Source organism: Streptomyces sp. ITFR-21, from assembly GCF_031844685.1.
Taxonomy (GTDB): domain Bacteria; phylum Actinomycetota; class Actinomycetes; order Streptomycetales; family Streptomycetaceae; genus Actinacidiphila.
Genome location: NZ_CP134605.1, coordinates 6,592,046 through 6,615,005 on the forward strand (window position 1 = coordinate 6,592,046; position 22,960 = coordinate 6,615,005).

Below are 22,960 nucleotides of genomic sequence, written 5' to 3' on the forward strand. Positions count from 1 at the left end.
GGTCCCCGCACACGCGGGGCCGGCCATGTGCCGCTCCTATGGGAACTGAGCGAAAATGCGTAGAGTGACTACTGCAGTACTCCGTGATGCGTATTCCGCGTTTTCAGGGTGACCCGGCGGCGGGCGCGGCGCAACTCGCGGCGTGACGCTGCGTGGGCGCGGGGCGACACCGCGGGGGCCGCGCGGCGGTCGCACGGCGGGACGCCGGGTCGCCGCGGGCCCGCCGTCTCAGGCGTCGGCGCGGGGACCGCAGGTCGCGGGAAGCGGACGCAGGGCGGGCCAGCGGGACTCGACGGCGCCCAGCAGTGCGCCGGTCAGGGCGCCGACCTCGGACAGCCGCGGGTGGTCCGCGGTGAGTCCGGCGACGACACCGAGCCGGTGGCGCAGCCGCTCCCGGGCGGAGCAGGCGCCCCAGCGCCAGTCGCGCCGTACCGCGCGGGCCAGATAATCCCGGGTCCCGCGCCGGGCCTGCGGCACCAGAGCGTCACCGCGGATCAGCCAGCCCACGCACGCGTCCGCCGGGTCGCCCGGCACCTCGGTCCCGGTGGCCTCCCGCCAGGCGGCGGCGTAGGCGGCCTCGGCCGCCGCCAACTCCCCGGGCGGCAGCCCCAGCGCGCCCCAGCCGGTAGGGAAACCCAGCCGCGGGAAGACGAGTTCGACGACGCCGCTGCCGAGCGCGCCGCCCTCGAAGTCGACGAAGACCGCTCCGCCGCCGGTGTACAGGTCGTTGCCCAGTCACGGGTCGCCGTGCGGCAGCGCGTGCTGTCCGGCGGCGCCGTCCGCCAGCCGCCGGACGGCGCCGAGCAGTTGGCGGCGCGCCCGGGGCCCGGCGGATACCCCGAGGGCGGTGGCGAAACCGCGGAACGCGTCGGCGTCCGCCGCCGTGGGCCCGGTCCAGACCGGCAGCACGGCGGCGTCCCGCGGCCGGCCGGTCGCGTGCAGCCGGGCCAGTGCCTCCAGGCAGCCGACCACCCAGTCGGCCGGCGCCGGCCTGCGCCCGACCCGGGCGAGCACCATCACCCGCGCCGCCCGGTCCGCCGCCAACAGCGGCGCCGCCACCGGCTTCCCGGCGCGCCCCGCCACGTGGAACGTGGCCACCTCGCGGCCGAACCGGGCACTCGCGCCGGAACCCGCCACGACGTGCTTGACCACCACCGGGACCGTCCCGGCCCACAGCCGGGAGCGCGGACTGCTCCTGATCGCCCGCACCCCGGTCAGCCGCCCCAGCTCCGCGCGCAACCCGTCGCTCCCCGGCACTCTTCGCAGCATGCGGCGACGCTACCGCCGGTCAGCCGGGGGAGACGTCGTCGGGGTCGGTCCGCGCCAGCGCGGCGAGAGCCGCCAGGGTCTGCCGCAGGACCTGCGGCGGGGGAGAGGCCAGGCCGAGCCGGACCGCGTTGGGCGTGCGGTGCGGGAGTACGGCGAAGGAGGCGGCCGGGGTCACGGCGACGCCCCGGCGGGCGGCGGCGGCCACGAAGGTGTCGGCCCGCCACGGCTCGGGCAGCTCCCACCAGCAGAAATAGCCCCGCGGGTCGGCGCGCACGGTGAAGCCGCGCAACTTCTCGGCGGCGATACGCTGCCGGTCGCCAGCGTCGGCCCGCTTGGCCGCGGCGACCGTGGCCGCGGTGCCGTCGGTGAGCCAGCCGGTGGCCGCCTCCAGCGCGTACCCCGAGGCCGTCCAGGCACCCGAGCGGAGCGCCGAGGCGAGCCGGGCGGCGAGCGCGGGGGGTCCGACGGCGAAGCCCAGGGTCAGCCCGGGGGCGAGCCGCTTGGAGAGGCTGTCGGTGTGGACCACCCGCTCCGGCGCGTACGCGGCCAGCGGCGCCGGACCGTCCGGCCGCAGGAACGACCACACCGCGTCCTCGACGGCCACCGTGTCGATCTGCCGCAGGGCGACCGCGAGTTCGGCCCGCCGGTCGTCGGGCATGGTGACGCCGAGCGGGTTGTGCAGGGTCGGCTGGACGTACACCGCGCTCAGCGGCGCGGCCCGGTGGGCGGCCAGCAGCGCGTCCGGGCGCAGGCCCCACTCGTCACCGCCGACCGGTACCAGGGTGATGCCGAGGCGGCCGGCGATCGCCTTCACCACGGGGTACGTGAACGCCTCGACGCCCAGCCGGCCGCCGGACGGGACCAGCGCGGCCAGCGCGGCGGCGATGGCCTGGCGGCCGTTCCCGGCGAACAGCACGGACGCGGGAGTGGGGGACCAGCCCGCGCGGGCGAGCAGGGCGGCCACCGCCTCCCGGGCCGCCGCCGTGCCCGCGGCCCCCGCCGGGCAAAGCGCGGCGGCCAGCACGTCGGGGCGCGCGAGCCGGGCGAGTCCGGCGCCCAGCAGCTCCGACTGGCCGGCCACCACGGGGTGGTTCAGCTCCAGGTCCACCCGGGCCGGGGACGGCTCGGCCAGCGCGGGCCCGGCCACCGGCGGCGCCGCCCGTACGAACGTGCCCCGCCCCACCTCTCCGACCACGAGCCCGCGGCGGGCCAGCTCCCCGTACACCCGGCCCGCCGTGGAGTCCGCGATCCCCTGCCGGCGGGCGAACGCCCGCTGCGTCGGCAGCCGGTCCCCGGCCCGCAGCCGCCCCGCGGCGATCTGGGCGGCGACCTCGTCCGCCACCCGCCGGAAATCCCGCACGGTTCCCCTTTCCCGGGCCACCACGACCCCTCGTCGACCCGCGCCGGCTCACCCGTTCAGCGCACCGCCCACCGGCGTCCCCGCGCCACGTCGGCGCGGTGGCGCGGTGGCGCGGTGGCGGGTGCAAAGGGCCCTGGGGGCCCTTTGCACCGAGATCAATATAGGGATTGCCCTCCCAAAAGCCCAGCCATAGCCTCGACCCACAGCCGCGAGAGAGAGGGAACACCCAGGTGGGCACCGTATTCGTGCACGGCGTCACGATCGCCTATGAGGACACCGGGTCCACCGGAGCGGACGGCGGCCCTCCCGTACTGCTCGTCCACGGGCATCCCTTCGACCGCACGATGTGGCGGCCGCAGACGGACCACCTGGCCCGGCACGGCGTGCGGGCGCTCGCGCCGGACCTGCGGGGGGTACGGACGGACCACGGTGGTGCCCGGGACCACCGCGCTGGAGACGTTCGCCCGGGATCTGGCCGGGCTGCTCGACCGTCTGGGGGTGGCGCGCGCGGTGCTGGCCGGGGCGTCGATGGGCGGGCAGATCGCGCTGGAGTTCCACCGGCTCTTCCCGGGGCGGGTGGCCGGCCTGCTGCTCGCGGACACCTCCGCGCGGGGCGAGACCCGTGCGGGGAAGCGGGAGCGCAACCGGCGGGCGGACCGGCTGTCGGCCGAGGGCATGGCCGGCTACGCCCACGGCGTGCTGGACTCGATGATTGCGCCCGCCACCGTGGGGGCGATGCCCCAGGTCGCGGAGCACGTGCTGCGGATGATGCTGGAGGCGCCGCCGGAAGGGGCCGCGGCGGCGCTGCGGGGGCGGGCCGAGCGGCCCGACTACACCGGGACGCTGCCGGGGATCGGCGTACCGGCGCTGGTGGTGGTCGGGCGCGAGGACGTGTTCACGCCCGTCGCGGACGCGGAGTTCCTGCGGGACCGGATCCCGCGGGCGCGGCTCGCGGCGATCGAGGGGGCCGGGCACCTGCCGAACCTGGAACGGCCCGCCGCGTTCAACCGGGAGCTGGCCGCGCTGCTGGCCGCCGTCACGGCGGCCCGGATATGACGAAACCCTGACGTTCACCGGTTGCCCCTGGCCGGCGGGCCGCCGGCGTGCTCGAATCGGTCCATGGAAGACCGTACGTCGCACCCGGTGAGGACGCCGGAGCCGTTCCAGGAGGAGGACCCCGAGGAGCGGCGGCACGGCAGCCCCGTGGGCCGCCGGATGGTCCTGGGCATGCTCGGGCTCGGCGCGGCGGGCGTCGCCGTCGGAGGCGGTGTGCAGGACAGGCTGGACTCGATCCTGGCCTCCGTCACCACCAAGGACCCCACCGGCATCACCGGACTGCTGCCCGGCAGCGGCGGATTCCGCTTCTACTCGGTCTCCGACTCCATCCCGCACCGCGGCGAGGCCGACTACCGGCTGACCGTCGGCGGCCTGGTGGAGCATCCTGTCAGCTACCGCCTGTCCGACCTGCGGGCACTGCCCCAGGTGCGTATGGTGCGCGACGTGCAGTGCGTGACCGGCTGGCGGGTGCCCGGGACGGCCTTCTCCGGGGTGCGGCTGTCCACCCTGCTGGACGCCGCCGGGGTGCGCGCCAAGGGCACCGCCCTCCACTTCACCTGCTTCGACGGCCTGTACAGCGAGAGCCTCACCCTCGAACAGGCCCGTCGCAGCGACATGCTGGTGGCGCTGACCATGAACGACAAACCGGTCACCGACGCGCACGGCGGCCCGGTGCGGCTTTACGCCGCGCCCATGTACTTCTACAAGTCCGCGAAGTGGCTGTCCGGGATCACGGTCACCGAGGACGTCGAGCGCGGCTACTGGGAGCACTACGGATATGACGTGGACGGGTGGGTCGGCAGGTCGAACGGCCGCCATGATGACCCGACTTCATGAGTCGATGGCCCGGATCGAGCAGTCCCGGGCGGCCGGCGGGGTACGCCGCTTCACCCGCGCCGAGACCTGGGTGCACCGCTCGCTGGCCTGGGTGACGGGCGTCTGCGTCCTCACCGCGGCCTGCCTGTACTTCCCACCGCTCGCCGAGATCGCCGGCCGCCGCCGACTGGTGGTCGCCGTCCACGAGTGGTCGGGCATCGCGATCCCGCTGCCGCCGCTGCTGGGCCTTGCCTCCCGCGCGTTCCGGGCCGACGCCGGCCGGCTCGGCCGGTTCCTCCCGCACGACTGGCGCTGGCTGCGGGTGGCGCTGCGCCGCCGCAGGCGGGAACCGGGCCTGGCGGGCAAGTTCAACGCCGGGCAGAAGCTCTACGCGGCCTTCGTCGCGGGTGCGGTGCCGGTCATGGCCGGCACCGGGCTGATCATGTGGTTCCCGAGGATGACGCCGCTGGTCTGGCGCACCGGGGCCACCTTCGTGCACGACTGGCTCTTCCTGCTCATCGTGGCGGCCGTCACCGGCCACGTCCGGTTCGCGGCCAAGGACCCCGAGGCCCGCCGCGGACTGCGGACCGGATACGTGCCCCAGTGGTGGGTCCGCGCGGAGCACTCGCTGTGGCGCCCCGAGCGCACTGAGGGACCCAGGCGTCCTCAGGAGGCCGGGGATCCTGAGGGGCGCGAGCACCCGGTGGAAACCGGGCAGCCGGAGCGGCGGGTCCCGCCCGCCCCGTAACCGGCTGAGCGTGGGAGTCGCGCTTCGCAGCCGTTCCGTTACCCCCAGGACACCGCGCGGTCGCCACGAGGCCCCCGGGGTTCCAAGGGCCCGCCCTGGCGTCGCACCATGACGACGCCACAGGTGACGCGGCCACCGGCGGGGGGGCAGGCCATCCACCGCTGTGGCGCCCCGCCCCGAGCCCTACCGGCCGTCCCGCCGCCCTGCCGCCCTGCCGCCCGGCCGGGGCCGCGCCGATTCGGAACGGGCGCGGCGACGGCCCTCGCCCTGCTCGCCGCCCTGTGTGCGCTCACCGTCATCGGCTCGGTCGCCGTCCGGAACGACACCGACGCGCTGCGCACCGCCGTCATCCAGCGGGCCGCCGTGGCGGGCCGGTTGCGGCTCGCGCTGGCCGACCTGGACGCCCAGCGCGCCGACACCCTCGCCCCCCGGGGTATCCGCCACCAACCCGAACGTGGACATCGGCAACGAACTCGTCGCGCTCATCACCGGCCAGCAGCGGCGGGCCAGGTCAGCGACCTGCTGCGGCGACTGGCCGCCGACGCGGACCAGGGCGGCCAGGTCCGCGCGCCGCTCGACGCCCTGGGCCGCTACGACGACCCGAGCGGACGGGCCGCCTATGTCGACGAGCAGGCGTCGGGCCGCACGGCCGGGCACCCGCCGCCGATCGCCGTCTCCGTGAACGTCCAGGCCGGCGAGGTGATGCGGAACGAGCTGCTGCCCGCAGCCACCGACCTGTCGAACGCCTACCAGGAGCAGGCCGCCCACCGGCAGGGCCAGGTCCACGACTCCGCCGTGCGGTGGGCCCTGGCCGTCGGCGTGCTCACCCCGGTGTTGCTGTGGTGGCAGCGCCGGCTCGCCCGTGACTACCGCCGGCTGCTCAGCCTGCCGCTGGTGGCCGGCGCCGCCGCGGTGCTGGCCGTCGCCCTGACCGGCACGATCACCCTGACCTCCCGCGTGAGCGGTGTGGACACCGCGGTCAGCCAGGGCCAGCGCCCCTGGACGCAACTCGCCCAGGAGCGGGCGGCCGCCGCGCATCCGGGCGCTCCGGTGTCACCGGCACCGCTGAGACCAGGCTGCGGCGCCGCGGCGGACTGGGCGCCCTGGCGGGCATCCTGCCGCTGGTCGTGCTCGCGCCCGGCCGCGCCTGGTCCCTCATCCGGGGCAACGGCTGGCAGGACGGCGGCGCCCCCGCGCCCGCCGGCCCGGTGCTTCACGGCTGACTCCCGGTCGGCGGCAGGGCCCGCGCCGGGGCCGCGCCGCAGCCCGCGGCGCTGCCGGATCAGCTCTCCGCGCCCTCCCCGGCCGGCTCGCCCGCGACGATCAGGTCCGCCAGGTGCTCGGCGATCTCCGCGCGCAGCACCTCCGGGATGCCCGCGTCCGTCACCAGGGTGCCCACGTCCTCCAGCGAGGCGAACGAACTCAGGCCCACCGTGCCCCACTTGGTGTGGTCGGCGATCACCACCACCCGCCGGGCCGAGCGGACGAACTGCCGGTTGGTCTCGGCCTCCGCCAGGTTCGGCGTGGACAGGCCCGCCTCCACCGAGATGCCGTGCACCCCCAGGAACAGCAGATCGAAATGCAGCGACTGGATCGCCCGGTCCGCCACCGGCCCGACCAGGGTCTCCGACGGCGTACGCACCCCGCCGGTGATCACCACGGTCGCCGTCGCGTCGCCGTGGCCGGTCCCCGGCCGCCGCTGCCCGGACTGGAAGACGTCGGCGACCCGGACCGAGTTGGTCACCACCGTCAGGTCCGGCACGTCCAGCAGATGGTGGGCCAGGGCGAACGCGGTGGTGCCGCCGGCCAGCGCGATGGCGCTGCCCGGGGGGACCAGGGCTGCCGCCGCTCGGGCGATGGCCTCCTTGGCGCCCAACTCCAGACCCGACTTCGCCTCGAAACCCGGCTCGTGGCTGCTGGCCTCCACCACCGGCACGGCGCCGCCGTGCACCTTCTCCACCACCCCCTGGCGGGCCAGTGCGTCGAGGTCGCGGCGCACGGTCATGTCCGAGACGTTCAGCCGGCGGGTGAGCTCGTTGACCCGTACCCCGCCGCGCCGTCGTACCTCGTCCAGGATCAGGGCCCGCCGCTGCTCCGCGAGGAGGTTCTGGTTGTCGCTCACCCGTGACCCCGTCCCGTCCGTTTCGTTGTCCACCGTTGCCGTACGCCGAAGTGCTCCGGTCATCCTTCCACGCGCGGGTGCGGCCGGTGCACGCCGCACGGAGCCGGAGCGGCTCAGGGCAGCTCCGGCAGATCCTCCGGGTAGAGCAGTTGCAGCTCCTCGTGGGTGGGTTCGGCCACATGCGCGAGCCGTACCGCGTGCCGCTCCACCATCGCCTCGAACGTCTGCCGTGCCGCGCGGCCGTTGCCGAACGCCGGACCCTTGGGCAGCGCCTCGAAGTACTTCAGCAGCGCGTCGCCGGTGTCCTCACCGAGCCGGTACTCGTGCTCGGCCACCTGCGACTGCACGATCCGCAGCAGTTCCTTCGACGTGTAATCGCCGAAGGTGATGGTCCGTGAGAACCGCGACGCGACCCCGGGGTTGGTGGCCAGGAACCGGGCCATCTCCTCGGTGTAGCCGGCGACGATCACCACCACCGCGTCCCGGTGGTCCTCCATCAGCTTGACCAGGGTGTCGATGGCCTCGCGGCCGAAGTCCCGCCCGGCGTCCTCCGGGGCGAGCGCGTACGCCTCGTCGATGAAGAGCACCCCGCCGCGCGCCCGGTCGAACGCCTCCTGGGTGCGGATCGCGGTGGAGCCGATGTGCTCGCCCACCAGGTCGACCCGGGAGACCTCCACCAGGTGGCCGCGCTCCAGCACACCCAGTGACGCCAGGATCTCCCCGTAGAGCCGGGCCACCGTGGTCTTGCCGGTGCCGGGGGAGCCGGTGAAGACCAGGTGCCGGCGTGCCGACGGCGCCTTCAGCCCGGCCTGCTCGCGGCGGCGGCCCACCGAGATCAGGTCGATCAGGGTGCGCACCTCCTGCTTGACGTTGTCCAGGCCGACCAGCGCGTCCAGGTCGCCCAGTACGTGCTCGCTGGCCCGGACCGCCGGCGCCGGCGGCTGCTCGGCCGGCCGCTGCTCGGGTACGGCGGCGGGCCGCCCGTAGGACTGCGCGGCCGTCGCGTGACCCAGCACCCCGCCGTCGGTCGGCGGACCGGCCGGTACGGGCAGCGGGTTCTCCACGGACGCCGCCTGGTCGCTGGAGCAGTCCTCGGTGACCGGGCCCGGCTCGGCGAACTCGTAACCGCCCCTGGCGCAGCGCTCGGTACGGCAGCGGGTCAGTGTGGAGCGGCAGCCGTCGATGATGTGGAAGCCGTAGCCGCGGCTGCCGGTGACCCGCACCCCGGTGAAGGTGCCGCGCCCCTCGGCCGAGACGTACACGCCCGACTCCACCGGGTTGGTGACCGTGCAGCGCTCCAGGGTCGGATCGGCGCCCTTGGTGACGATCACCCCGGTCGCCGTCTCGTCGATGGTGACCTGGGCGAGGGTGCCGCCGCTGCCGTGGTCGCGGAACCAGGCGCCGGTGGCGGCCTTGCTGATCCGGCAGTCGTCGAGCTGGATGCCGGCGCCGTCGCTCACCGACACCGCGGTGTTGCGGATCTGGGTGAAGTCGCTGTCCACCACGTCCGCGCGGGAGCCGCGGTCCAGCACGAACAGCGCGTCGGGCACGTCGTGCACCCGGCAGGAGTCCAGTATGGCGACCGCGCCGTCGCTCACCCACACCGCCGGGTAGTCGCCCGTGCTGTCGTGGATCTCGCAGCTGTCGGCGTCCACCCGGGTGCCCGGGTCCCACACCGACAGGCCGTTGCGGCCGAAGCGGTGGACCGCGCAGCGGGTGAGGGTGAGCACCGAGCGGGCCCGCAGGTCGACCGCGTTCTCCGGGATGTCGTGGATGTCGCAGTCGGCCATCGCCAGCACCGCGTCGGTGTCCAGGGTGATGCCGTCGCCGGTGGTGCGGTGCACCTGGCAGTCGGTGAAGTGCCCGGTGGCCCGCGCGGAGACCTGCACACCGGTGCCGCGGATCTCGAACACCTCGCAGCCGACGGCCTCCAGGGAGCTGTTCTCACCGGTCACCGAGAGCCCGGCGCCCGACGTGTGGTGCACCCGGCAGCGCTCCAGCCGCGGCCCGGCGCCGCCGCGTATCGCGATCCCGGACTGGCCCGCGGCGACCACCTCGCACTCCTCGTACAGGCCGCCGGCGCCGTCCAGCACGCTGATGCCGAGCCCGGCCGGGTTGTCCACGGTGCAGCGCCGCACGGTCGGCCGCGCGCCGCCGCGCACCTCAAGACCCACCGCGGAGCGGGTGTTGATCCGCAGTCCGGACAGCTCGGGGGAGCCGGCCTCCACCAGCAGTGCGGCGGACGAGGTGTCCTGACCCTCCACCAGCAGGTCCTGCACGGTCGCGCCGGCGCGTACGGTCAGCGCCACCCCGGAGGCGGGTGCGATCCGTACCGTGCCCGGACCGTCCGCGCAGCGCAGGACCACCGCGTGGTCGAGGACCAGGTTCTCCCGGTAGGTACCGGAACTCACCGACAGCACATCACCGTCGCCCGCCGCCTCGAGCGCCGCGGCGAGGGTCTCGTACTCGCCAGTGCGGCGGCGCCACCGCGAGCTGTTCTGATTGGTGACCTGCACCACGCCATGTGCCATCGGGCTGCTCTGCCCCCACCTCTTGCGTCGGCCGACCGGGGATGCAACCGTAGCGCGCGCCGGGACCCGGTGCTGACGCCTGCCGGCGCGGGGTCACCCGCCGGCGCCCGCGCGGCCCCAGTCCTGGCCGACCCGGGCCCACTCCCGCTCCCAGCCGTCGAGCCTGCGGCGCATCAGGCGCCACATCACCACCTGGCGGGTGATCAGCAGCAGGCCGCCCGCCGAAGCGGCGGCCGCGGTGCCGGCCAGCACGGAGTGGGTGGTGGCGGTCGCGGAGTCCAGCGGCGGCGGCACCAGATGGCCGGCGCGGTCCGTCCACAGCAGTATCCTGCCCTGGTCCCACACCTCGAGGTCCACCGAGACGGTCGTGACGTGCACCGAGTGGTCCGGGGCGGTCCACTTCAGCAGGTCCCCGCGGACGTTGGACTCCCGCTCCTGGGCCGTGACGTCCGCGGCGGCCAGCGCCATGGCGGGCGCCCCGGCGGACGGCTGCCGCGCCGCGCCGCCGACCGCCCTGCCGGCTGCCTTGTCGGACCTGCCGGACCTGCCGGGCGACACGGCCGTCGCGGTCACCAGGAAGCGCTCGGCCCGCTGGACGCGCACCACCCGCTGCAGGGTGCGGTCCACCGACTGGCCGGACCACCAGCCGAAGACGGGCACCAGACAGAACAGCAGCCCGGTGAGCACCCCCAGCCACGCCTCGGCCATATCGGTGCGGCGGCGCAGGCTGTTGCGCCGCCACTGCCAGCCCGTCTTCTTCAGCCTTTTGCGGCGACGCGCTGACGGGCTCGCTGACGGACCCATTGGCAGCCACCCCCTTCACCACCCGTTCGATTACCGCGAACGGAGCGACTCATGCACAGCACACCCTGGGAAGTGTTACTCCACCACCAAGAACGGATCACCGACCCGCAGGGTTCCGGAGTGCTCGGGAATCAGATTCTGGCCGAAAACCAGTTGGGCACCGAGCTTCCGGTGCCGGGCCAGGGTGCGCAGCGGCTCCTTGCCGCGCGCGCCGGTCCGCTGGTCGGTGGTGGTGATCACGCAACGTCCGCAGGGTTTGGGCACCCGGAACTCGACCGACCCGATCCGTACCCGGCGCCACTTGTCCTCCTCCCAGGCCGCGGTGCCGTCGATGACGACGTTGGGCCGGAACCGGTTCATCGGCAGCGGCCCCTCCTCGGCCCGGTCGCCCGCCGCGATCAGCGTGTTCAGGGCGGCCAGCGAAGCGGTGGTGGTCACCAGCAGCGGAAAGCCGTCGGCCAGGCTCACCCGGTCCTCGGGCCGGGCGAACCGCGGGTCGACCGTCCGGCGGACCGCCGGGTCGTCCATGTGCACCAGCCGTACCGGCGCGTCCAGGAACTCTTCGAACCAGCGGTCGGCCGCCCCGCCCACCGGGAGCACCTCGATCTTGTTCGCGAACAGCTCCACCGTCTCCAGCGGCCCCGGCGGCGGCACGGCGAGGTGCAGCGGCTGCCGTCCAGGGGCGTGCACCCGTACGCCGTCACCCCCCACGGGCTCGGCGGACAGCAGTGCCAGGCGGGCGTCCTCCCGCTGTGTCACGGCCTTGTGCGTGCGGACGTCGATCAGCATCCAGCGGCGGTCCCCCGCGAGCCCCCACGGCTCCACGACCGCCTCGCCGGGACTGACTCCGCGCAGCGACTTGACCGGATACACGTGCAACGCGCCCACTGCGGGCGCGATCCTGCGCGGCGCGTCGATACCAGGCGTGGTCATACCGCCATCCTCGCAGGCGCCGGACCTGCTCGATCCCCGTCAGCTCGGGTAGTAGCCACCGCCCTGCTGCGCCGGGGGCACGCCGAGACCGAGGTTGCGCCGCGGGTACTGCTCCTCCGGGTGGCCGCCGGGCATCTGCCGCGGCTGCGCCGGACGCGGCGGTACCGGACGCGCGGCCTCGTACCCGCCGGGCGCCGGCTGCGGGGGCTGCGCGGGGTAGCCGTTGCCGTTGTACGGGGGCCGCGGGGCCGGAGGCTGCTGCGGGAGGTACGCGGTCTGCTGCTGCTGCGCGTAGCCGGGCGCCGGATAGCCGTTCTGCGCGGGGCTCGGCGTCGGGCTCTGCACCGGTGCCTGGGGCTGCGGGTACTGCGACGGTGCCGACGGGCCGGGCGGCAGGGCCGGGAGGGCGGCGGGCAGCGCCGGAAGGCTGCTGCCGCCGTAGGAGTTGTAGCTGCCCGAGTCGTACGGCGAGTAGGCGGCGGGCACGCGGATGGGGGCGATCTGCGGGGTGCCTCGCTCGGCGACGAGGCTGTCGTAGATCGGAGTGTCCGGAAAGGACGAAGACGAGGAGGAGTAGCCGCCGTAGCCGCCACCGTACGAACCGCGGGGGGTGCTCATACGGCATAAGTTAAGCCCACGATGTGGTCGTTGGGGAGACCGATCAGAAGGTTGATTGGCGGGTGCGGAGCGGCCCGCTGTCCCCAATATGAGCGAATCCGCGAAAAACGGTCACCGGCTCATGATGTGATCAGGTAAAACGCATGCGCCGGGGGGTTACCGGGGGTCTCGGCGGACCGGGGAGGGGGCGCGGACGAGCCTGCGCAAAGGGGAGAACACCGGCCTGCCGGCGGCCGTCGTACGGCTGGAGTTCGAGCGCCGCGCGGCAGCCGGCACACCGAGGGCTTACGCGTGCGCCCTGCTCCTCGCCGAAGGCCCGTCGGGCGCCGCGGTACGCGGTCCCGCCGACCTGGTGCACCCGGGCGATCCGGTGCACGCCTCCGGGGCGGTCCGGCACGAAGGCAGCACCGCCGGCGGCGGATTCGCCCTCGACACGCTGACGGTGGACCTCGCGTCACTCGAAAGCGCCGTCACCTCGGTACTGGTGGTCGCGCGTGGCGACGGCTCGCCCTTCGGGCGGATTCCGGGGCTGTCCATACGTGTCGCCGCACCGGCCGCGGGAACGGACCGGGACCGGGACCGGTCGGGGAACTGGCGCGGTTCGACCGCACCGGGGCGACCGGCGAGACCGCCTACGTCCTCGGCGAGTGCCACCGCCGGGCCGGCGGCTGGCGGTTCCGCGCGGTCGGGCAGGGCTACGAGGGCGGGTTCGTCGAACTCGCGCGGCGCTACGGACTGGCGGCGGTGCGGAGTCCACCGCCGGGGCGGCGGCGCAGGCGCCGGGCGCCGCCGCGGCGACCGCCGCTCCCGTCGCGCTCTCCAAGGTGACGCTCACCCGGCGCGCGCCCGCCGTGTCGCTGGCCGAGCGGGGCGCTACGTCGGGCACCCCGCGGGTCGGCCTCGGCCGGCAGCCGCCCAGCGGACTCCGCAAGGACGGCGTCGACCTCGGCCTGTGCGCCCTGTTCGAGCTGACCGGCGGCGGCAAGGGCGTCGTCCGGGCGCTCGGCGGCGCCTTCGGCTCCCTGGGGCAGCCGCCGTTCATCCTGCTCGACGGGGACGACCGCACCGGCGGCAGGGCTGAGGGCGAGAACCCCATCGTCAACCTCGACCACCTCGCCCGCTTCCGGCGGATCCTCGTCTTCGTCACCGTCTACGCCGGCGCCGCCGGCTTCGCCGGACTCCACGCCTCGGTCACCCTGCGCCCCGAACACGGCGCGGCCGTCGACTTCGCGCTCGACGAATGCACCGTGCAGTCCAGGGTGTGCGCGCTGGCGCTGCTCACCCGTGACGGACCCGACCTCGTCGTCCGGCGCGAGGCCCGCTACCTGGAGCTTCGCGCGGGGATCAGCCCGCAGCGGACCGTCGACTACGCCTACGGCTGGGGGCTCGACTGGACGCCGGGCCGCAAGTGAGGCCGTGCCGGGGGCCGGTCAGACGGTGGCGTCCGGGCGGGCGTAGGTGCGGCCCTTCCAGGCCGCCCCCCGGCCTCGGTAGTGCTCGACCGCCGAGTCCACGGTCATCAGCAGATACAGGGCCGCGGTGTACGGCAGCAGGGGCGCGAGCCACAGCGGCTGCCCGTAGTAGCGCAGCATCGGCAGATAGCTGCCGGTCATCAGGACCCACCCGGCCAGGCCCAGCGCGCACAGCGGCCAGGCGCCGGCCAGCGCGCCGCCGACGGCGGCGACCGGCGGCACCAGGTAGACAAGCGCCAGACCGAGCACCGTGCCGGCGAGCACGGCGGGGTTGTGCCGCAGCTGGGCGTAGGCGCTGCGGGACACCATGCGCCACAGCTCGCCGAGGCCCGGGTAGGGGCGGACGCTGTCCACCCGCTCGGCCAGGCCCAGCCAGATCCGGCCGCCGGATCCCTTGACGGCGCGGGCCAGCGCCACATCGTCGATGACCGACTGGCGGATCGAGTCCGGTACGCCGGCCGCGGTGACCGCGGTGGAGCGGATCAGGACGCAGCCGCCGGCCGCGGCGGCGGTACGGGAGCGCGGCCGGTTGATCCACCGGAAGGGATAGAGCTGGGCGAAGAAGTAGACGAACGCGGGCACGATCAGGCGCTCCCAGCCGGTCCGCACCCGCAGTCTCGCCATCTGGGACACCATGTCGAGATCGGCGGTGACCGCGGCGGCGGCCAGGGCGCGCAGGCTGTCCGGGCGGTGCGCGATGTCGGCGTCGGTGAGCAGCAGGTACTCGGCGCCGGTCCGCTCCCGGGCCAGCTCGATGCCGTGCCGCACGGCCCACAGTTTGCCGGTCCACCCGGCGGGCGGCTCACCCGGCGAGGTCACCGTCAGCGGCAGGCCGCCGTGCGCGGCGCCCAGCTTCCCGGCGAGCTCCCCGGTTCCGTCCGTGCTGCCGTCGTCCACCAGGAACACCTCGGCCCGGCCCGGGTACGCCTGCGCCAGGACGGACGGCAGGCTCACTCCCAGCACCTCGGCCTCGTCCCGGGCCGGCACCACCACGGCGACGCCCGGCCACACCGCGGGCTCCCCGCCGCCCCGGGGCAGCCGCACGTCCGTCCGCCAGAACCCGCCCTGCCCCGCCACCAGCCACACCCAAGCGGCGAGCGACACTCCGGCAACCGTCCACAGCACCATCACGCCCCGCAGTCTGCCACCCCCCGCACGGGGCGCCCGACCGGGACACGGCCCGCCGCCGCGGCGCGGCGGACCGGCGCGGCGGACCGGGCCCGGGCGGTCCGCCCGCGCCGCCCGGCGATCCGTAGGCCCGGCGCTCGGGAACGCGGTCCGCGGGGGTGCGGGTTCGCCGGGCGCGGGACCGGGCGCCGTCCGCCAGGGGGCCGCCCGGCGGACGGCGGCGGGGAGGGACGGGGCCGGGGTGGCTAAGGTGAGAGGGTGAAGATCGGGCTGGTGGATTCGGGGATCGGGCTGCTGGCCGCGGCCGCGGCCGTGCGCAGGGCCCGGGGCGACGCCGACCTGGTGCTGGCGTCGGACCCGCAGGGGATGCCGTGGGGGCCGAGGTCGGCGGCGGACGTGACGGCGCGGGCGCTGGAGTGCGCGCGGGCCGCGGCGGACGGCGGCCTGGACGCGCTGATCGTGGCGTGCAACACCGCCACCGTGCACGCCCTGCCGACGCTGCGCGCCGCGTTCGAACCCGGACTGCCGGTCATCGGCACCGTGCCGGCGGTCAAGCCGGCCGCGGCCGAGCACCGGACCGTCGCGATCTGGGCCACCCCCGCCACCACCGGCAGCGCCTACCAGCGCGGACTGATCGCCGACTTCGGCAACGGCGCCCGGATCACCGAGGTGCCCTGCCCGGGTCTGGCCGACGCCGTACAGGCCGCTGACGAAGCCGCGGTAGAGGCCGCCGTCACCGCCGCCGCCGCCCTCACCCCGGCCGGCGTGGGCGCCCTCGTCCTCGGCTGCACCCACTACGAACTGGTCGCCGACCGGATCGCCGCCGCCGTCCCGGGCGCCGAGCTGTACGGTTCCGCGGACGCCGTCGCCGCTCAGGTGCTGCGCAGGATCGGCGCGGCCCCCGCCGCCCCGGCCGGCCCGCCCGGCGCCGTCACCGTGATCCTGGGCGGGCTGCGCGCCGCCCGGCTGCCCGACGCGGCCCTGGCGTACCCGCAGGGCATGGCGCTGGCGGCGGCGCCCGCCACGACCTGAGCGAAGAGTGCTGCCCTATTCCCGCGGCCTTAGTACGCTTCCTGGCATGAAGCACGCGCCCCGGCAGCAGACCGGCGCGTCCCAGGAGTGGACGGGCCGGGCCACCAACCGCATGCAGTGGGTGCTCGCCGCGGCGGGCGCCGCCTGCCTCGCCCTGGGCATCGACCTCGCGGTGGACGGGCCCGGCACGTCCGGCCTGGCCCCGCTGGTGATGTCCGTCGTCGGCTGCCTGGCCGTGGGCCTGCTCGTCCTGTTCGGCACGATCGCCTTCACCCACGTGCACGTTCGGATCGACTACGACGCGGTCCACGTGCGCTGCGGTCACATCGGGGTCCCCCGGCGCCGCATTCCGCTGGAGGAAGTCAGCGGGGCCCAGGTCGACACGCTGATCAGCCCGCGCAGCTGGGGCGGCTGGGGGTATCGCTGGCGTCCCGAGATGGGCACCGCCGTGATCGTACGGCGCGGCCCCGGCCTGGTGATCGACCTCGGCGGCGGGCGGCACTTCACGGTCACGGTGGACGATCCGGAAGGCGCCGTTCAGGCCATCAGGGACTGCCTGCTGCTGCGTGGCACCCGCCCCGCCGCGGGTACCGGCAGCGCCTGACCGCCTGACCCGCCGGTTCTCAGCGGCGTCGCTCCGGCGCCTTACCGTCACCGCTGCCGCCCGCGTCGTCCGCCAGCGGCCGGGCCGTCGCGATACCGGCGAGGAACCCGGCGCCCGCGGTCACCACGGCGTAGCTCAGCACCTGGTCGGCGGTCGCCAGCAGCGCCAGCCCGGTCAGCGCCGCCGCCGCGGTGAGCACGACGGGTGCGGGCCGGGAGGAGCGCCACAGCGCGCACAGCAGCCAGCCGTACGCCACCGCGAGCAGCGCGACCCCGGGGCAGCCCTGTTCGGCGGCCAGCTGGAGGGGCGCGGACCGCGGGGTCCCGGCCGGCGGCGTGACGGACCCGTAGGGGAGCGCCCCGGACTCGTCGGCGAAGCGTTCGGGCCCGACCCCGCGCAGCGGATGGCGCCCGGCGAGGGCGGCCGCCTGGTGCCACAGCTCCACCCGCGGCCGGGTCAGCGCGTCGGTGAGGGGGGCGGACACCCGGTTCGGCAGCGCGTCGGCGGCGAGCGCGCAGCTGCCCCCGGCCGCGAGCGCGGCGGCCAGCGCGAGGCCGGCGAGACCCAGCAGGCGGTGGCGCCCCATCCGGGCGGCGGCCAGCGAGCACACCACGACGGCGAGGCCGACCGCGAAGCCCGCGGCCGAACCCAGCGCGAAGGCGGCGGTCGCCGCGAACACGGCGACCAGTTGCAGCGCCGTCCGCCGTACCCGGCCCCCGGCCGCCCACGCGGCGCAGCAGGCCGCGCCCGCCGCCAGCACCAGCAGGGCCGCGTCGGCGCCCGTGTACCCCAGGAACGGCGCCTCGGAGCGGGCCGACACCCGGTCCGGCGGAAGCAGTACCAGCGCGAGCACGGCCACGGCGCCCGCCGCCGGCGCCAGCACCGGCAGTACGGCGCCGAGGACGCGCCCGGCGGCGTATCCGGCGGTGACGGCGAGCAGTGCCAGCAGGGCGCCCTCGGGGCGGGCGGACCGTCCGGCGGCGGCGATCAGCACCCAGACGGCGCAGCAGGCCAGCACCGCGATGCCGACCGCGTCGACGGCGCCGTTCTGCGGCCGTACCGCAGACACCTCCCGGGGGTCCAAGCCGCCCGGCAGGTCGGTGCGGGCCGTGTCCGGCGTCTCGTCGGCCGTCCTGTTCATCCCCCGGTACCCCCTGCCGCCACCCGGGCGTGACGGGGTGCCGTCATGCCCGCGTTCCCCGCGTGGGCGCTGTCTTCGGGGTCACCGTAACGGGTGAAGGCGGGTGTTGTGGATATCCAGCGCGGTGACCTTGTCCAGGTTGTGAAACCTGGTGCTGATGTGGCGTTCACCCTTTGTCTCGTAGGCTCGGGGCATGGCGACTCCCCGGTTCATCCTGGACATCCGCGAGAAGGCGGGAGACATCCTGCTGTTCCTGCCCGGGGTGGTGATGGTGGTGTTCGACGCCCGCGGCCGCATCCTGCTGAACCGGCGCGTGGACAGCGGGCGCTGGGCCCTGATCAGCGGCATCCCCGATCCGGGCGAGCAGCCGGCCGAGGCGGCGGTCCGGGAGATCCTGGAGGAGACGGGGGTGTCCGCGGTGGTGGAGCGGGTGCTGAGCGTGTTCACCAACGAGCCGGTGGTGTACGACAACGGCGACCGCGCCCAGTACGTCGACATCGTGCTGCGCTGCCGGGCGGTCGGCGGCCAGGCGCGGGTCAACGACGACGAGTCGCTGGACGTGCGCTGGTTCGCTCCCGACGAGCTGCCGCCGCTGGGGCCGATCGCCCGCGGCCGGATCGAGCTGGCGCGGCGCGACGACCCCACCTGGTTCGCCCCGGCGCCGGCGCCGGGCCTGGCCGACCCTGGCTACTCGGTGCCGTAGCCGGCGCCGCGGCACCCGCCCGGGACCCTTGGACGGGTGCCGTGCGGGCTCGGCCGCCCGTGCCCCGGGCGAATCGGCAGGAGAGACTGCTCCACCATTTCATATATCGATCAATTTCTTGCGTGAATAACTATTGAATTTACGTCATTATTCTGATAAGATGCGACGTGCTCCGGCGCGACCTGACCCGCGCCGGAGCACGTCGCGGCGGTCGCCGCCGGGCCCCGCCCGAACCGGTCGTCCTCGCTCCGGCCAGCGGGTCCTGTCGGTGCCCAGCGGTAAAATCGACAGTGTTCGAGAGGGTTGGCCGACGCCTCTGGAGGATGCCGATGGCCGCTGCCGTACTGCCCCTGCCGAAGAACCGACCGACGCAAGCACCGCTGTTCGCGGCGCCGTTGCCCAAGAAGCCGCTGCCCGCCGGGCTGCCGCGCGAGTGGTACGTCGCGCACAACCGCCGTCTGAAGACCATGCGCCTGGTGATCGCCCTGCTGGATTCGGGTGTGTACGAGCCGGCGCAGGCCGGCAACGCGCGGATCCGGGACACCGCCGAGCGGATCGGCGTGTACCCGCCGTCCGACGTCACCTGCCGGATGGTGCGCGCGCTGCTCGGCTACGGGCGCTGAGCGGACCCGCTTCACCAGCCTCCCTTGCCGCACGGTTCGCGGCAAGGGGGGCCGCCGGGCGTGCGGCGGGCCGGCCGCCGGGGCGGGCCCGTCGGGGCGGCGGGACTCAGTTCTTGCGGTACGTGTACGCCTCCGCTGCCGCCGCCTCCACCGCGGCGAGGTCCGCGCCGGCCGAGGCGGTGACGACGGCGGCGACCGCGCCCTCCAGGAAGGGGGCGTCGACCAGGCGGGTGCCCTCGGGCAGCTCCGCCTCCGCCAGCAGGGCCTTGACGGTCAGGACGGCGCTGCCGAGGTCGACGATGACGGCCACGCCCGCACCGCGGTCCACCGAGCGGGCCGCCGCCGCTATGCGGTCGGAGCTGGTGCCGAGGCCGCCGTCCGGGCCGCCGCCGGCCGGGGCCACCGGGACGTCCCCGGCGCCGCCGGTGAGGCCGGCGGCGAGTTCCGCCACCGCCTCGGCCACCGCAGCGCTGTGGGAGACCAGCACGACACCGACGAGGGGGGCCGCCCCCTGGGGGGAAGCGGGGGCCCCGGTCATACGGCGGCGCCCTTCGCGGTGTCGGCCAGCGCGGTGATCAGCAGCGCCGCCGAGGTGGCTCCCGGATCCTGGTGGCCGACGCTGCGTTCGCCGAGGTAGCTGGCCCGGCCCTTGCGGGCGCGCAGCGGGACGGTGGCCCGCACGCCCTCGTCCGCGGCGGCAGCGGCGGCGCCGAAGGCCTCGGCGGTGGAGCCGCCCCCGTCCAGGGCGGCGGTCAGCGCGTCCACGGCCGGGTACAGCGCGTCGAGCATCGTCTTGTCGCCGACCGCCCCGCCACCGAGTTGGGCGACGGCCTCCACCCCGGCGCGCAGCGCGTCGCGCAGTTGCGCGGCGGACACCGCGGGCTCGTCCCCCAGCGCCTTGCCGGTCCGCCGCAGCAGCGTGCCGTAGAGCGGTCCGGACGCGCCGCCGACCGTACTGATCAGCTGCCGGCCCAGCGCGACCAGCACACCGCCCGGTGTGTCCGGCGGCTCCTGCTCGACGGCGGTGCGGGCCGCCAGGAAGCCGCGGCGCATGTTGGCACCGTGGTCGGCGTCGCCGATCGGGGAGTCGAGATCGGTCAGCCGTTTGGACTCGCGGTCGATGACGGTCGCGGCCGTGTCGAGCCAGCGGCGCAGGAAGGCCGCGTCGATCGCGGTGCCGTCCGCGGGGAGCGCGTTCATGAGGTGCCTTTCACCGAGTTCACGAAGTTCACCGAGTGCACGGGTTCACCGGATCACCGGCGCCGAACCCGTCGGGGCCACCCGTTCCGCCGGGTCCGGCGATCTCGCCGGGACGGCGCGGGACGACCGGGGTGTCACGGGCCGAGGGGGTTGTCCGGACTCAGCAGCCCCAGCGCAGGGCGGGAGTCGAGACCGGCGCGTCCCACAGCCGCAGCAGCTCCTCGTCCACCTGGCAGATGGTCACCGAGGCACCTGCCATGTCGAGCGAGGTCACGTAGTTGCCGACGAGGGTACGGGCCACCGGAAGGCGGCGTTCGGCCAGCACCCGGTGCACCTCGGCGGTGAATCCGTAGAGCTCCAGCAGCGGGGTGCCGCCCATTCCGTTGACCAGCAGCAGCAGCGGCGCGTCGGGACGCAGGTCGTCCACCACCGCCTCCACCGCCACGTCCGCGATCTCGCCGGAGGTCATCATGGCCCGCCGCTCCCGGCCCGGCTCGCCGTGGATGCCGACGCCGAGCTCCAGCTCGCCCTCGGGCAGGTCGAAGGTGGGTCCGCCCTTCTCCGGTGTGCTGACCGCGGTCAGCGCCACGCCGAAGCTCCGGGACACTTCGTTGACCCGGCGGGCGATGCCGGCCACCCGGTCCAGCGCGGCCCCCTCCTCGGCGGCGGCGCCGGCGATCTTCTCCACGAAGAGGGTGGCGCCGGTTCCGCGCCGGCCCGCGGTGTACGTGCTGTCGGTGACCGCCACATCGTCGTCGACCAGCACCGTGGCGATCTGCACGCCCTCGTCCTCGGCCAGTTCCGCGGCCATGTCGAAGTTCAGCACGTCACCGGTGTAGTTCTTCACGATGAACAGCACACCCGCGCCGCTGTCCACCGCTGCCGCCGCCCGTACCATCTGGTCTGGAACCGGTGAGGTGAAAACCTCCCCGGGGCACGCGGCGTCCAGCATCCCCCGCCCGACGAACCCGCCGTGCAGCGGCTCGTGCCCCGAGCCGCCGCCGGACACCAGCCCGACCTTCCCCTCGTAGGGCGCTCCCCGCCGGATGATCACCCGCTGTTGCACGTCGACCGTCAGCTCCGGATGGGCGGCGGCTATCCCGCGCAGCGCGTCGGCAACCACCGTCTCGGGCACGTTGATCAGCATCTTCATCGGTATCTCCTGGTGGGACTAGCAGCGGGGCTCACGGCCTGTGTCCGCGCAGACCGGAGCGCGATCCGAGGCGCCGACCCGGGGAAGGGGGGCGCCGGGTCCCCGGGGTCCTGCCGTAGCTGCTCTCAGCCGGCGCATACCCACCAGTATCCGTCCGTGATCGACGGGCGTCACGGCGGCGGCGCGGACGACCGCGGTGCGGTCGCTCACTGTGTCCGGTGCGGGGCCTCCCGGTTCCTTCCGTGACGCAGCGCGACCCGGCGGCTGCGCGGGCGGCTGCCGGGCCGCGCCGGTCGGCCACCGGGTCGCCGGAGGGTCATCCCGTCTGCGCGGGGACCGTCGCCGTCACCTCAACCGGGTCTTCCCCTTGCAGGCGGCGTCGGGGCAGAACCAGTCGAGGGTGTAGGCGGGGTCGGGGCGCGGCTCGGCCGTCTCGACCTTGACCGCCGCGGGGCGGACCGTGCGCTTGCAGTAGGGACACGTGCGGGACAACCCGGCCAGCTCACTCTCGTGGCACCGCCGGGGCAGCGCTTGCAGTTCCATACCCGCACGGTGTCACGGAAAGGGTCCCGCCGGGCGCCGCGGGCCGCCCCGACCTGATCGGGCTCCCGCCGCGGCGTCCGCCGCGCCTGCGCGCCCGGCCGCCACCGATCGCGTTGCCGGCCCCCACCGGAAAGGGACGGCGTCCACCCGCGCGCCGGCACCGGATCGGGTCCGCGCGCACCGTCGCCGTATGCCACGCGGCCGTCCGCCACGCGTCGCGGCGGCCATCGGGACGCTGGACCGCGGTCGCCCTCCGACGCCCGGTGGTGCGGGAATTGTTCGGCGCGAATCAACTGACGGGAATTCCGTCGGCAAAAGGCGGCGGATGAGGGAAGCCGTACGCGAAGGAGAACCGTCGGCAGCCGGTGCCGATTCCCTGCAGCGGTATTGTCGGCGAATGCAAACGCGCTTGCCCCCGGCCGTACGGCCGGGGGCAAGCGCTCTCGGTGTGCGCGGTCAGGACTCCTCGCGGCCGTAGCGGCGGTTGAACCGCTCGACCCGGCCGGCGGTGTCCATGACGCGGGCGTTGCCGGTGTAGAAGGGGTGGCTCGCCGAGGAGATCTCGACGTCCACGACCGGATACGTGGCCCCGTCCTCCCACTGGACCGTGCCGTTGCCGGTGGCGGTCGAGCGGGTCAGGAAGGCGAGACCGGCGACCTTGTCGCGGAAGACCACGGAGTGGTAGTCGGGGTGGATGCCGTGCTTCACGGTGTGCCCTCGCTCTCTGCTGCGTCGTACCGGGGTGTGGCGGGAGGGCGGCCGGGCCGCGGGGGCCGGCCGCACGGGAGAGCCCGGAGGTCAGCGCTCTTCGCGGAAGAGCACGTGCCGGCGGGCGACCGGGTCGTACTTGGTCAGCTGCAGCCGGTCGGGATCGTTGCGACGGCTCTTGCGGGTGACGTAGGCGTACCCCGTCCCCGCCGAGGAGCGCAGCCGGACGATCGGTCGCAGTTCGCTGCGGGCCATGGGACCTGCCCCTTCCTGAGGGTTCCACCGGACCATGTCTGGAACGGTTTTCATTCTCGGTTCGGTGACGACAACGCTTCGCCCGCCTCCCGCATTCCCAGTGTCCCGCCGGTCACCCGGGTCGCGCCTGTCGGGCGCCGC

23 protein-coding genes and 2 pseudogenes are annotated in these 22,960 nt (G+C 75.1%); 8 read left to right on the forward strand and 17 right to left on the reverse strand.

Translation table 11 applies throughout. The annotated features are described in order from the left end of the window. Positions 1-228: 228 nt before the first annotated feature. From RLT57_RS29475 to RLT57_RS29485, 3 genes are all read right to left on the reverse strand, one after another. Entirely contained in the window at positions 229-591 is a 363-nt protein-coding gene (locus RLT57_RS29475; RefSeq protein WP_311300306.1) for a hypothetical protein, read from the reverse strand. Between the two features lie 144 nt (positions 592-735). Further along, positions 736-1,269 carry a hypothetical protein gene (locus RLT57_RS29480; protein ID WP_311300307.1) on the reverse strand — a complete coding sequence of 178 codons (534 nt, stop codon included), beginning with the start codon at positions 1,267-1,269 and terminating at the stop codon, positions 736-738. A gap of 19 nt (positions 1,270-1,288) precedes the next feature. Continuing rightward, the gene (locus tag RLT57_RS29485; protein ID WP_311300308.1) at positions 1,289-2,629 is read right to left on the reverse strand and encodes a PLP-dependent aminotransferase family protein; all 1,341 of its coding nucleotides are present in this window, start codon (positions 2,627-2,629) and stop codon (positions 1,289-1,291) included. 230 nt (positions 2,630-2,859) lie between these two features. Between RLT57_RS29485 and RLT57_RS29490 the strand changes: the two are divergent. From RLT57_RS29490 to RLT57_RS29500, 3 genes and pseudogenes are all read left to right on the forward strand, one after another. After that, positions 2,860-3,685: pseudogene (locus RLT57_RS29490) on the forward strand (alpha/beta fold hydrolase). Positions 3,686-3,748: 63 nt separating this feature from the next. Next, positions 3,749-4,522: a molybdopterin-dependent oxidoreductase gene (locus RLT57_RS29495; RefSeq protein WP_399129656.1), complete on the forward strand. Its 774-nt coding sequence runs from the start codon at positions 3,749-3,751 to the stop codon at positions 4,520-4,522. Beyond that, on the forward strand, positions 4,506-5,249 hold the full coding sequence (locus RLT57_RS29500) for a cytochrome b/b6 domain-containing protein (protein WP_399129971.1): 744 nt from the start codon (positions 4,506-4,508) through the stop codon (positions 5,247-5,249). The genes RLT57_RS29495 and RLT57_RS29500 overlap by 17 nt, the downstream gene beginning before the upstream one ends. A gap of 183 nt (positions 5,250-5,432) precedes the next feature. Here the strand turns inward: RLT57_RS29500 and RLT57_RS29505 are convergent, their stop codons facing one another. From RLT57_RS29505 to RLT57_RS29530, 6 genes are all read right to left on the reverse strand, one after another. After that, on the reverse strand, positions 5,433-6,035 hold the full coding sequence (locus tag RLT57_RS29505; protein WP_311300310.1) for a hypothetical protein: 603 nt from the start codon (positions 6,033-6,035) through the stop codon (positions 5,433-5,435). A gap of 496 nt (positions 6,036-6,531) precedes the next feature. After that, entirely contained in the window at positions 6,532-7,371 is an 840-nt protein-coding gene (locus RLT57_RS29510; protein ID WP_311300311.1) for a DeoR/GlpR family DNA-binding transcription regulator, read from the reverse strand. Positions 7,372-7,484: 113 nt separating this feature from the next. Next, positions 7,485-9,902: a right-handed parallel beta-helix repeat-containing protein gene (locus RLT57_RS29515; protein ID WP_311300312.1), complete on the reverse strand. Its 2,418-nt coding sequence runs from the start codon at positions 9,900-9,902 to the stop codon at positions 7,485-7,487. A 93-nt stretch (positions 9,903-9,995) separates the two neighbouring features. Beyond that, positions 9,996-10,706 carry an Rv1733c family protein gene (locus tag RLT57_RS29520; RefSeq protein WP_311300313.1) on the reverse strand — a complete coding sequence of 237 codons (711 nt, stop codon included), beginning with the start codon at positions 10,704-10,706 and terminating at the stop codon, positions 9,996-9,998. A gap of 75 nt (positions 10,707-10,781) precedes the next feature. Further along, positions 10,782-11,639, reverse strand: a complete 858-nt coding sequence (locus RLT57_RS29525; RefSeq protein WP_311300314.1) for an MOSC domain-containing protein — start codon at positions 11,637-11,639, stop codon at positions 10,782-10,784. A gap of 39 nt (positions 11,640-11,678) precedes the next feature. Further along, positions 11,679-12,257: a DUF6643 family protein gene (locus RLT57_RS29530; protein ID WP_311300315.1), complete on the reverse strand. Its 579-nt coding sequence runs from the start codon at positions 12,255-12,257 to the stop codon at positions 11,679-11,681. Between the two features lie 199 nt (positions 12,258-12,456). Here RLT57_RS29530 and RLT57_RS33755 point away from each other — a divergent pair. Next, positions 12,457-13,669: pseudogene (locus tag RLT57_RS33755) on the forward strand (TerD family protein). An 18-nt stretch (positions 13,670-13,687) separates the two neighbouring features. Here the strand turns inward: RLT57_RS33755 and RLT57_RS29540 are convergent. Further along, positions 13,688-14,857: a glycosyltransferase gene (locus tag RLT57_RS29540; RefSeq protein WP_311300908.1), complete on the reverse strand. Its 1,170-nt coding sequence runs from the start codon at positions 14,855-14,857 to the stop codon at positions 13,688-13,690. 258 nt (positions 14,858-15,115) lie between these two features. Here RLT57_RS29540 and RLT57_RS29545 point away from each other — a divergent pair, with 258 nt between their 5' ends. Continuing rightward, on the forward strand, positions 15,116-15,889 hold the full coding sequence (locus RLT57_RS29545; protein WP_311300316.1) for a glutamate racemase: 774 nt from the start codon (positions 15,116-15,118) through the stop codon (positions 15,887-15,889). A gap of 46 nt (positions 15,890-15,935) precedes the next feature. Further along, positions 15,936-16,493, forward strand: coding sequence for a hypothetical protein (locus RLT57_RS29550; RefSeq protein ID WP_311300317.1), 558 nt, complete (start codon positions 15,936-15,938; stop codon positions 16,491-16,493). Positions 16,494-16,512: 19 nt separating this feature from the next. On the opposite strand, the gene RLT57_RS29555 is transcribed toward RLT57_RS29550, so the two are convergent. Continuing rightward, positions 16,513-17,634 carry an O-antigen ligase family protein gene (locus RLT57_RS29555; RefSeq protein WP_311300318.1) on the reverse strand — a complete coding sequence of 374 codons (1,122 nt, stop codon included), beginning with the start codon at positions 17,632-17,634 and terminating at the stop codon, positions 16,513-16,515. A gap of 193 nt (positions 17,635-17,827) precedes the next feature. On the opposite strand from RLT57_RS29555, the gene RLT57_RS29560 reads away from it, so the two are divergent. Together RLT57_RS29560 and RLT57_RS29565 are read left to right on the forward strand one after the other, a co-directional pair. Next, positions 17,828-18,337, forward strand: coding sequence for an NUDIX hydrolase (locus tag RLT57_RS29560; RefSeq protein WP_311300319.1), 510 nt, complete (start codon positions 17,828-17,830; stop codon positions 18,335-18,337). Between the two features lie 329 nt (positions 18,338-18,666). Continuing rightward, entirely contained in the window at positions 18,667-18,960 is a 294-nt protein-coding gene (locus RLT57_RS29565) for a hypothetical protein (protein ID WP_311300320.1), read from the forward strand. Between the two features lie 106 nt (positions 18,961-19,066). Here RLT57_RS29565 and RLT57_RS29570 read toward each other — a convergent pair whose 3' ends face one another. The 6 genes from RLT57_RS29570 to rpmG all read right to left on the reverse strand — a co-directional run bounded on the left by RLT57_RS29570 (position 19,067) and on the right by rpmG (position 22,819). Continuing rightward, positions 19,067-19,498, reverse strand: coding sequence for a PTS fructose transporter subunit IIA (locus RLT57_RS29570; RefSeq protein ID WP_311300321.1), 432 nt, complete (start codon positions 19,496-19,498; stop codon positions 19,067-19,069). Next, the gene (gene dhaL, locus RLT57_RS29575) at positions 19,495-20,160 is read right to left on the reverse strand and encodes a dihydroxyacetone kinase subunit DhaL (protein WP_311300322.1); all 666 of its coding nucleotides are present in this window, start codon (positions 20,158-20,160) and stop codon (positions 19,495-19,497) included. Before dhaL ends, RLT57_RS29570 begins: the two co-directional genes overlap by 4 nt. A 160-nt stretch (positions 20,161-20,320) precedes the next feature. Next, on the reverse strand, positions 20,321-21,313 hold the full coding sequence (gene dhaK, locus RLT57_RS29580; protein WP_311300323.1) for a dihydroxyacetone kinase subunit DhaK: 993 nt from the start codon (positions 21,311-21,313) through the stop codon (positions 20,321-20,323). A gap of 345 nt (positions 21,314-21,658) precedes the next feature. Next, the gene (locus RLT57_RS29585) at positions 21,659-21,856 is read right to left on the reverse strand and encodes a hypothetical protein (protein ID WP_311300324.1); all 198 of its coding nucleotides are present in this window, start codon (positions 21,854-21,856) and stop codon (positions 21,659-21,661) included. 456 nt (positions 21,857-22,312) lie between these two features. Continuing rightward, a complete protein-coding gene (locus RLT57_RS29590; RefSeq protein WP_311300325.1) occupies positions 22,313-22,564 on the reverse strand; it encodes a type B 50S ribosomal protein L31 in 252 nt (83 codons plus the stop codon). A gap of 90 nt (positions 22,565-22,654) precedes the next feature. Continuing rightward, positions 22,655-22,819, reverse strand: coding sequence for a 50S ribosomal protein L33 (rpmG, locus tag RLT57_RS29595; RefSeq protein ID WP_311300326.1), 165 nt, complete (start codon positions 22,817-22,819; stop codon positions 22,655-22,657). Positions 22,820-22,960 lie beyond the last annotated feature (141 nt).

Excerpts from the sequence above, each read along its gene's own strand:
- RLT57_RS29480 (WP_311300307.1), bottom strand. The coding sequence starts at position 1,269 with ATGCTGCGAAGAGTGCCGGGGAGCGACGGGTTGCGCGCGGAGCTGGGG.
- RLT57_RS29495 (WP_399129656.1), top strand. The coding sequence starts at position 3,749 with ATGGAAGACCGTACGTCGCACCCGGTGAGGACGCCGGAGCCGTTCCAG.
- RLT57_RS29500 (WP_399129971.1), top strand. The coding sequence starts at position 4,506 with ATGACCCGACTTCATGAGTCGATGGCCCGGATCGAGCAGTCCCGGGCG.
- RLT57_RS29515 (WP_311300312.1), bottom strand. The coding sequence starts at position 9,902 with ATGGCACATGGCGTGGTGCAGGTCACCAATCAGAACAGCTCGCGGTGG.
- RLT57_RS29520 (WP_311300313.1), bottom strand. The coding sequence starts at position 10,706 with ATGGGTCCGTCAGCGAGCCCGTCAGCGCGTCGCCGCAAAAGGCTGAAG.
- RLT57_RS29525 (WP_311300314.1), bottom strand. The coding sequence starts at position 11,639 with ATGACCACGCCTGGTATCGACGCGCCGCGCAGGATCGCGCCCGCAGTG.
- RLT57_RS29530 (WP_311300315.1), bottom strand. The coding sequence starts at position 12,257 with ATGAGCACCCCCCGCGGTTCGTACGGTGGCGGCTACGGCGGCTACTCC.
- RLT57_RS29540 (WP_311300908.1), bottom strand. The coding sequence starts at position 14,857 with ATGGTGCTGTGGACGGTTGCCGGAGTGTCGCTCGCCGCTTGGGTGTGG.
- RLT57_RS29550 (WP_311300317.1), top strand. The coding sequence starts at position 15,936 with ATGAAGCACGCGCCCCGGCAGCAGACCGGCGCGTCCCAGGAGTGGACG.
- RLT57_RS29555 (WP_311300318.1), bottom strand. The coding sequence starts at position 17,634 with ATGAACAGGACGGCCGACGAGACGCCGGACACGGCCCGCACCGACCTG.
- RLT57_RS29560 (WP_311300319.1), top strand. The coding sequence starts at position 17,828 with ATGGCGACTCCCCGGTTCATCCTGGACATCCGCGAGAAGGCGGGAGAC.
- RLT57_RS29565 (WP_311300320.1), top strand. The coding sequence starts at position 18,667 with ATGGCCGCTGCCGTACTGCCCCTGCCGAAGAACCGACCGACGCAAGCA.
- RLT57_RS29570 (WP_311300321.1), bottom strand. The coding sequence starts at position 19,498 with ATGACCGGGGCCCCCGCTTCCCCCCAGGGGGCGGCCCCCCTCGTCGGT.
- dhaL (WP_311300322.1), bottom strand. The coding sequence starts at position 20,160 with ATGAACGCGCTCCCCGCGGACGGCACCGCGATCGACGCGGCCTTCCTG.
- dhaK (WP_311300323.1), bottom strand. The coding sequence starts at position 21,313 with ATGAAGATGCTGATCAACGTGCCCGAGACGGTGGTTGCCGACGCGCTG.
- RLT57_RS29585 (WP_311300324.1), bottom strand. The coding sequence starts at position 21,856 with ATGGAACTGCAAGCGCTGCCCCGGCGGTGCCACGAGAGTGAGCTGGCC.
- rpmG (WP_311300326.1), bottom strand. The coding sequence starts at position 22,819 with ATGGCCCGCAGCGAACTGCGACCGATCGTCCGGCTGCGCTCCTCGGCG.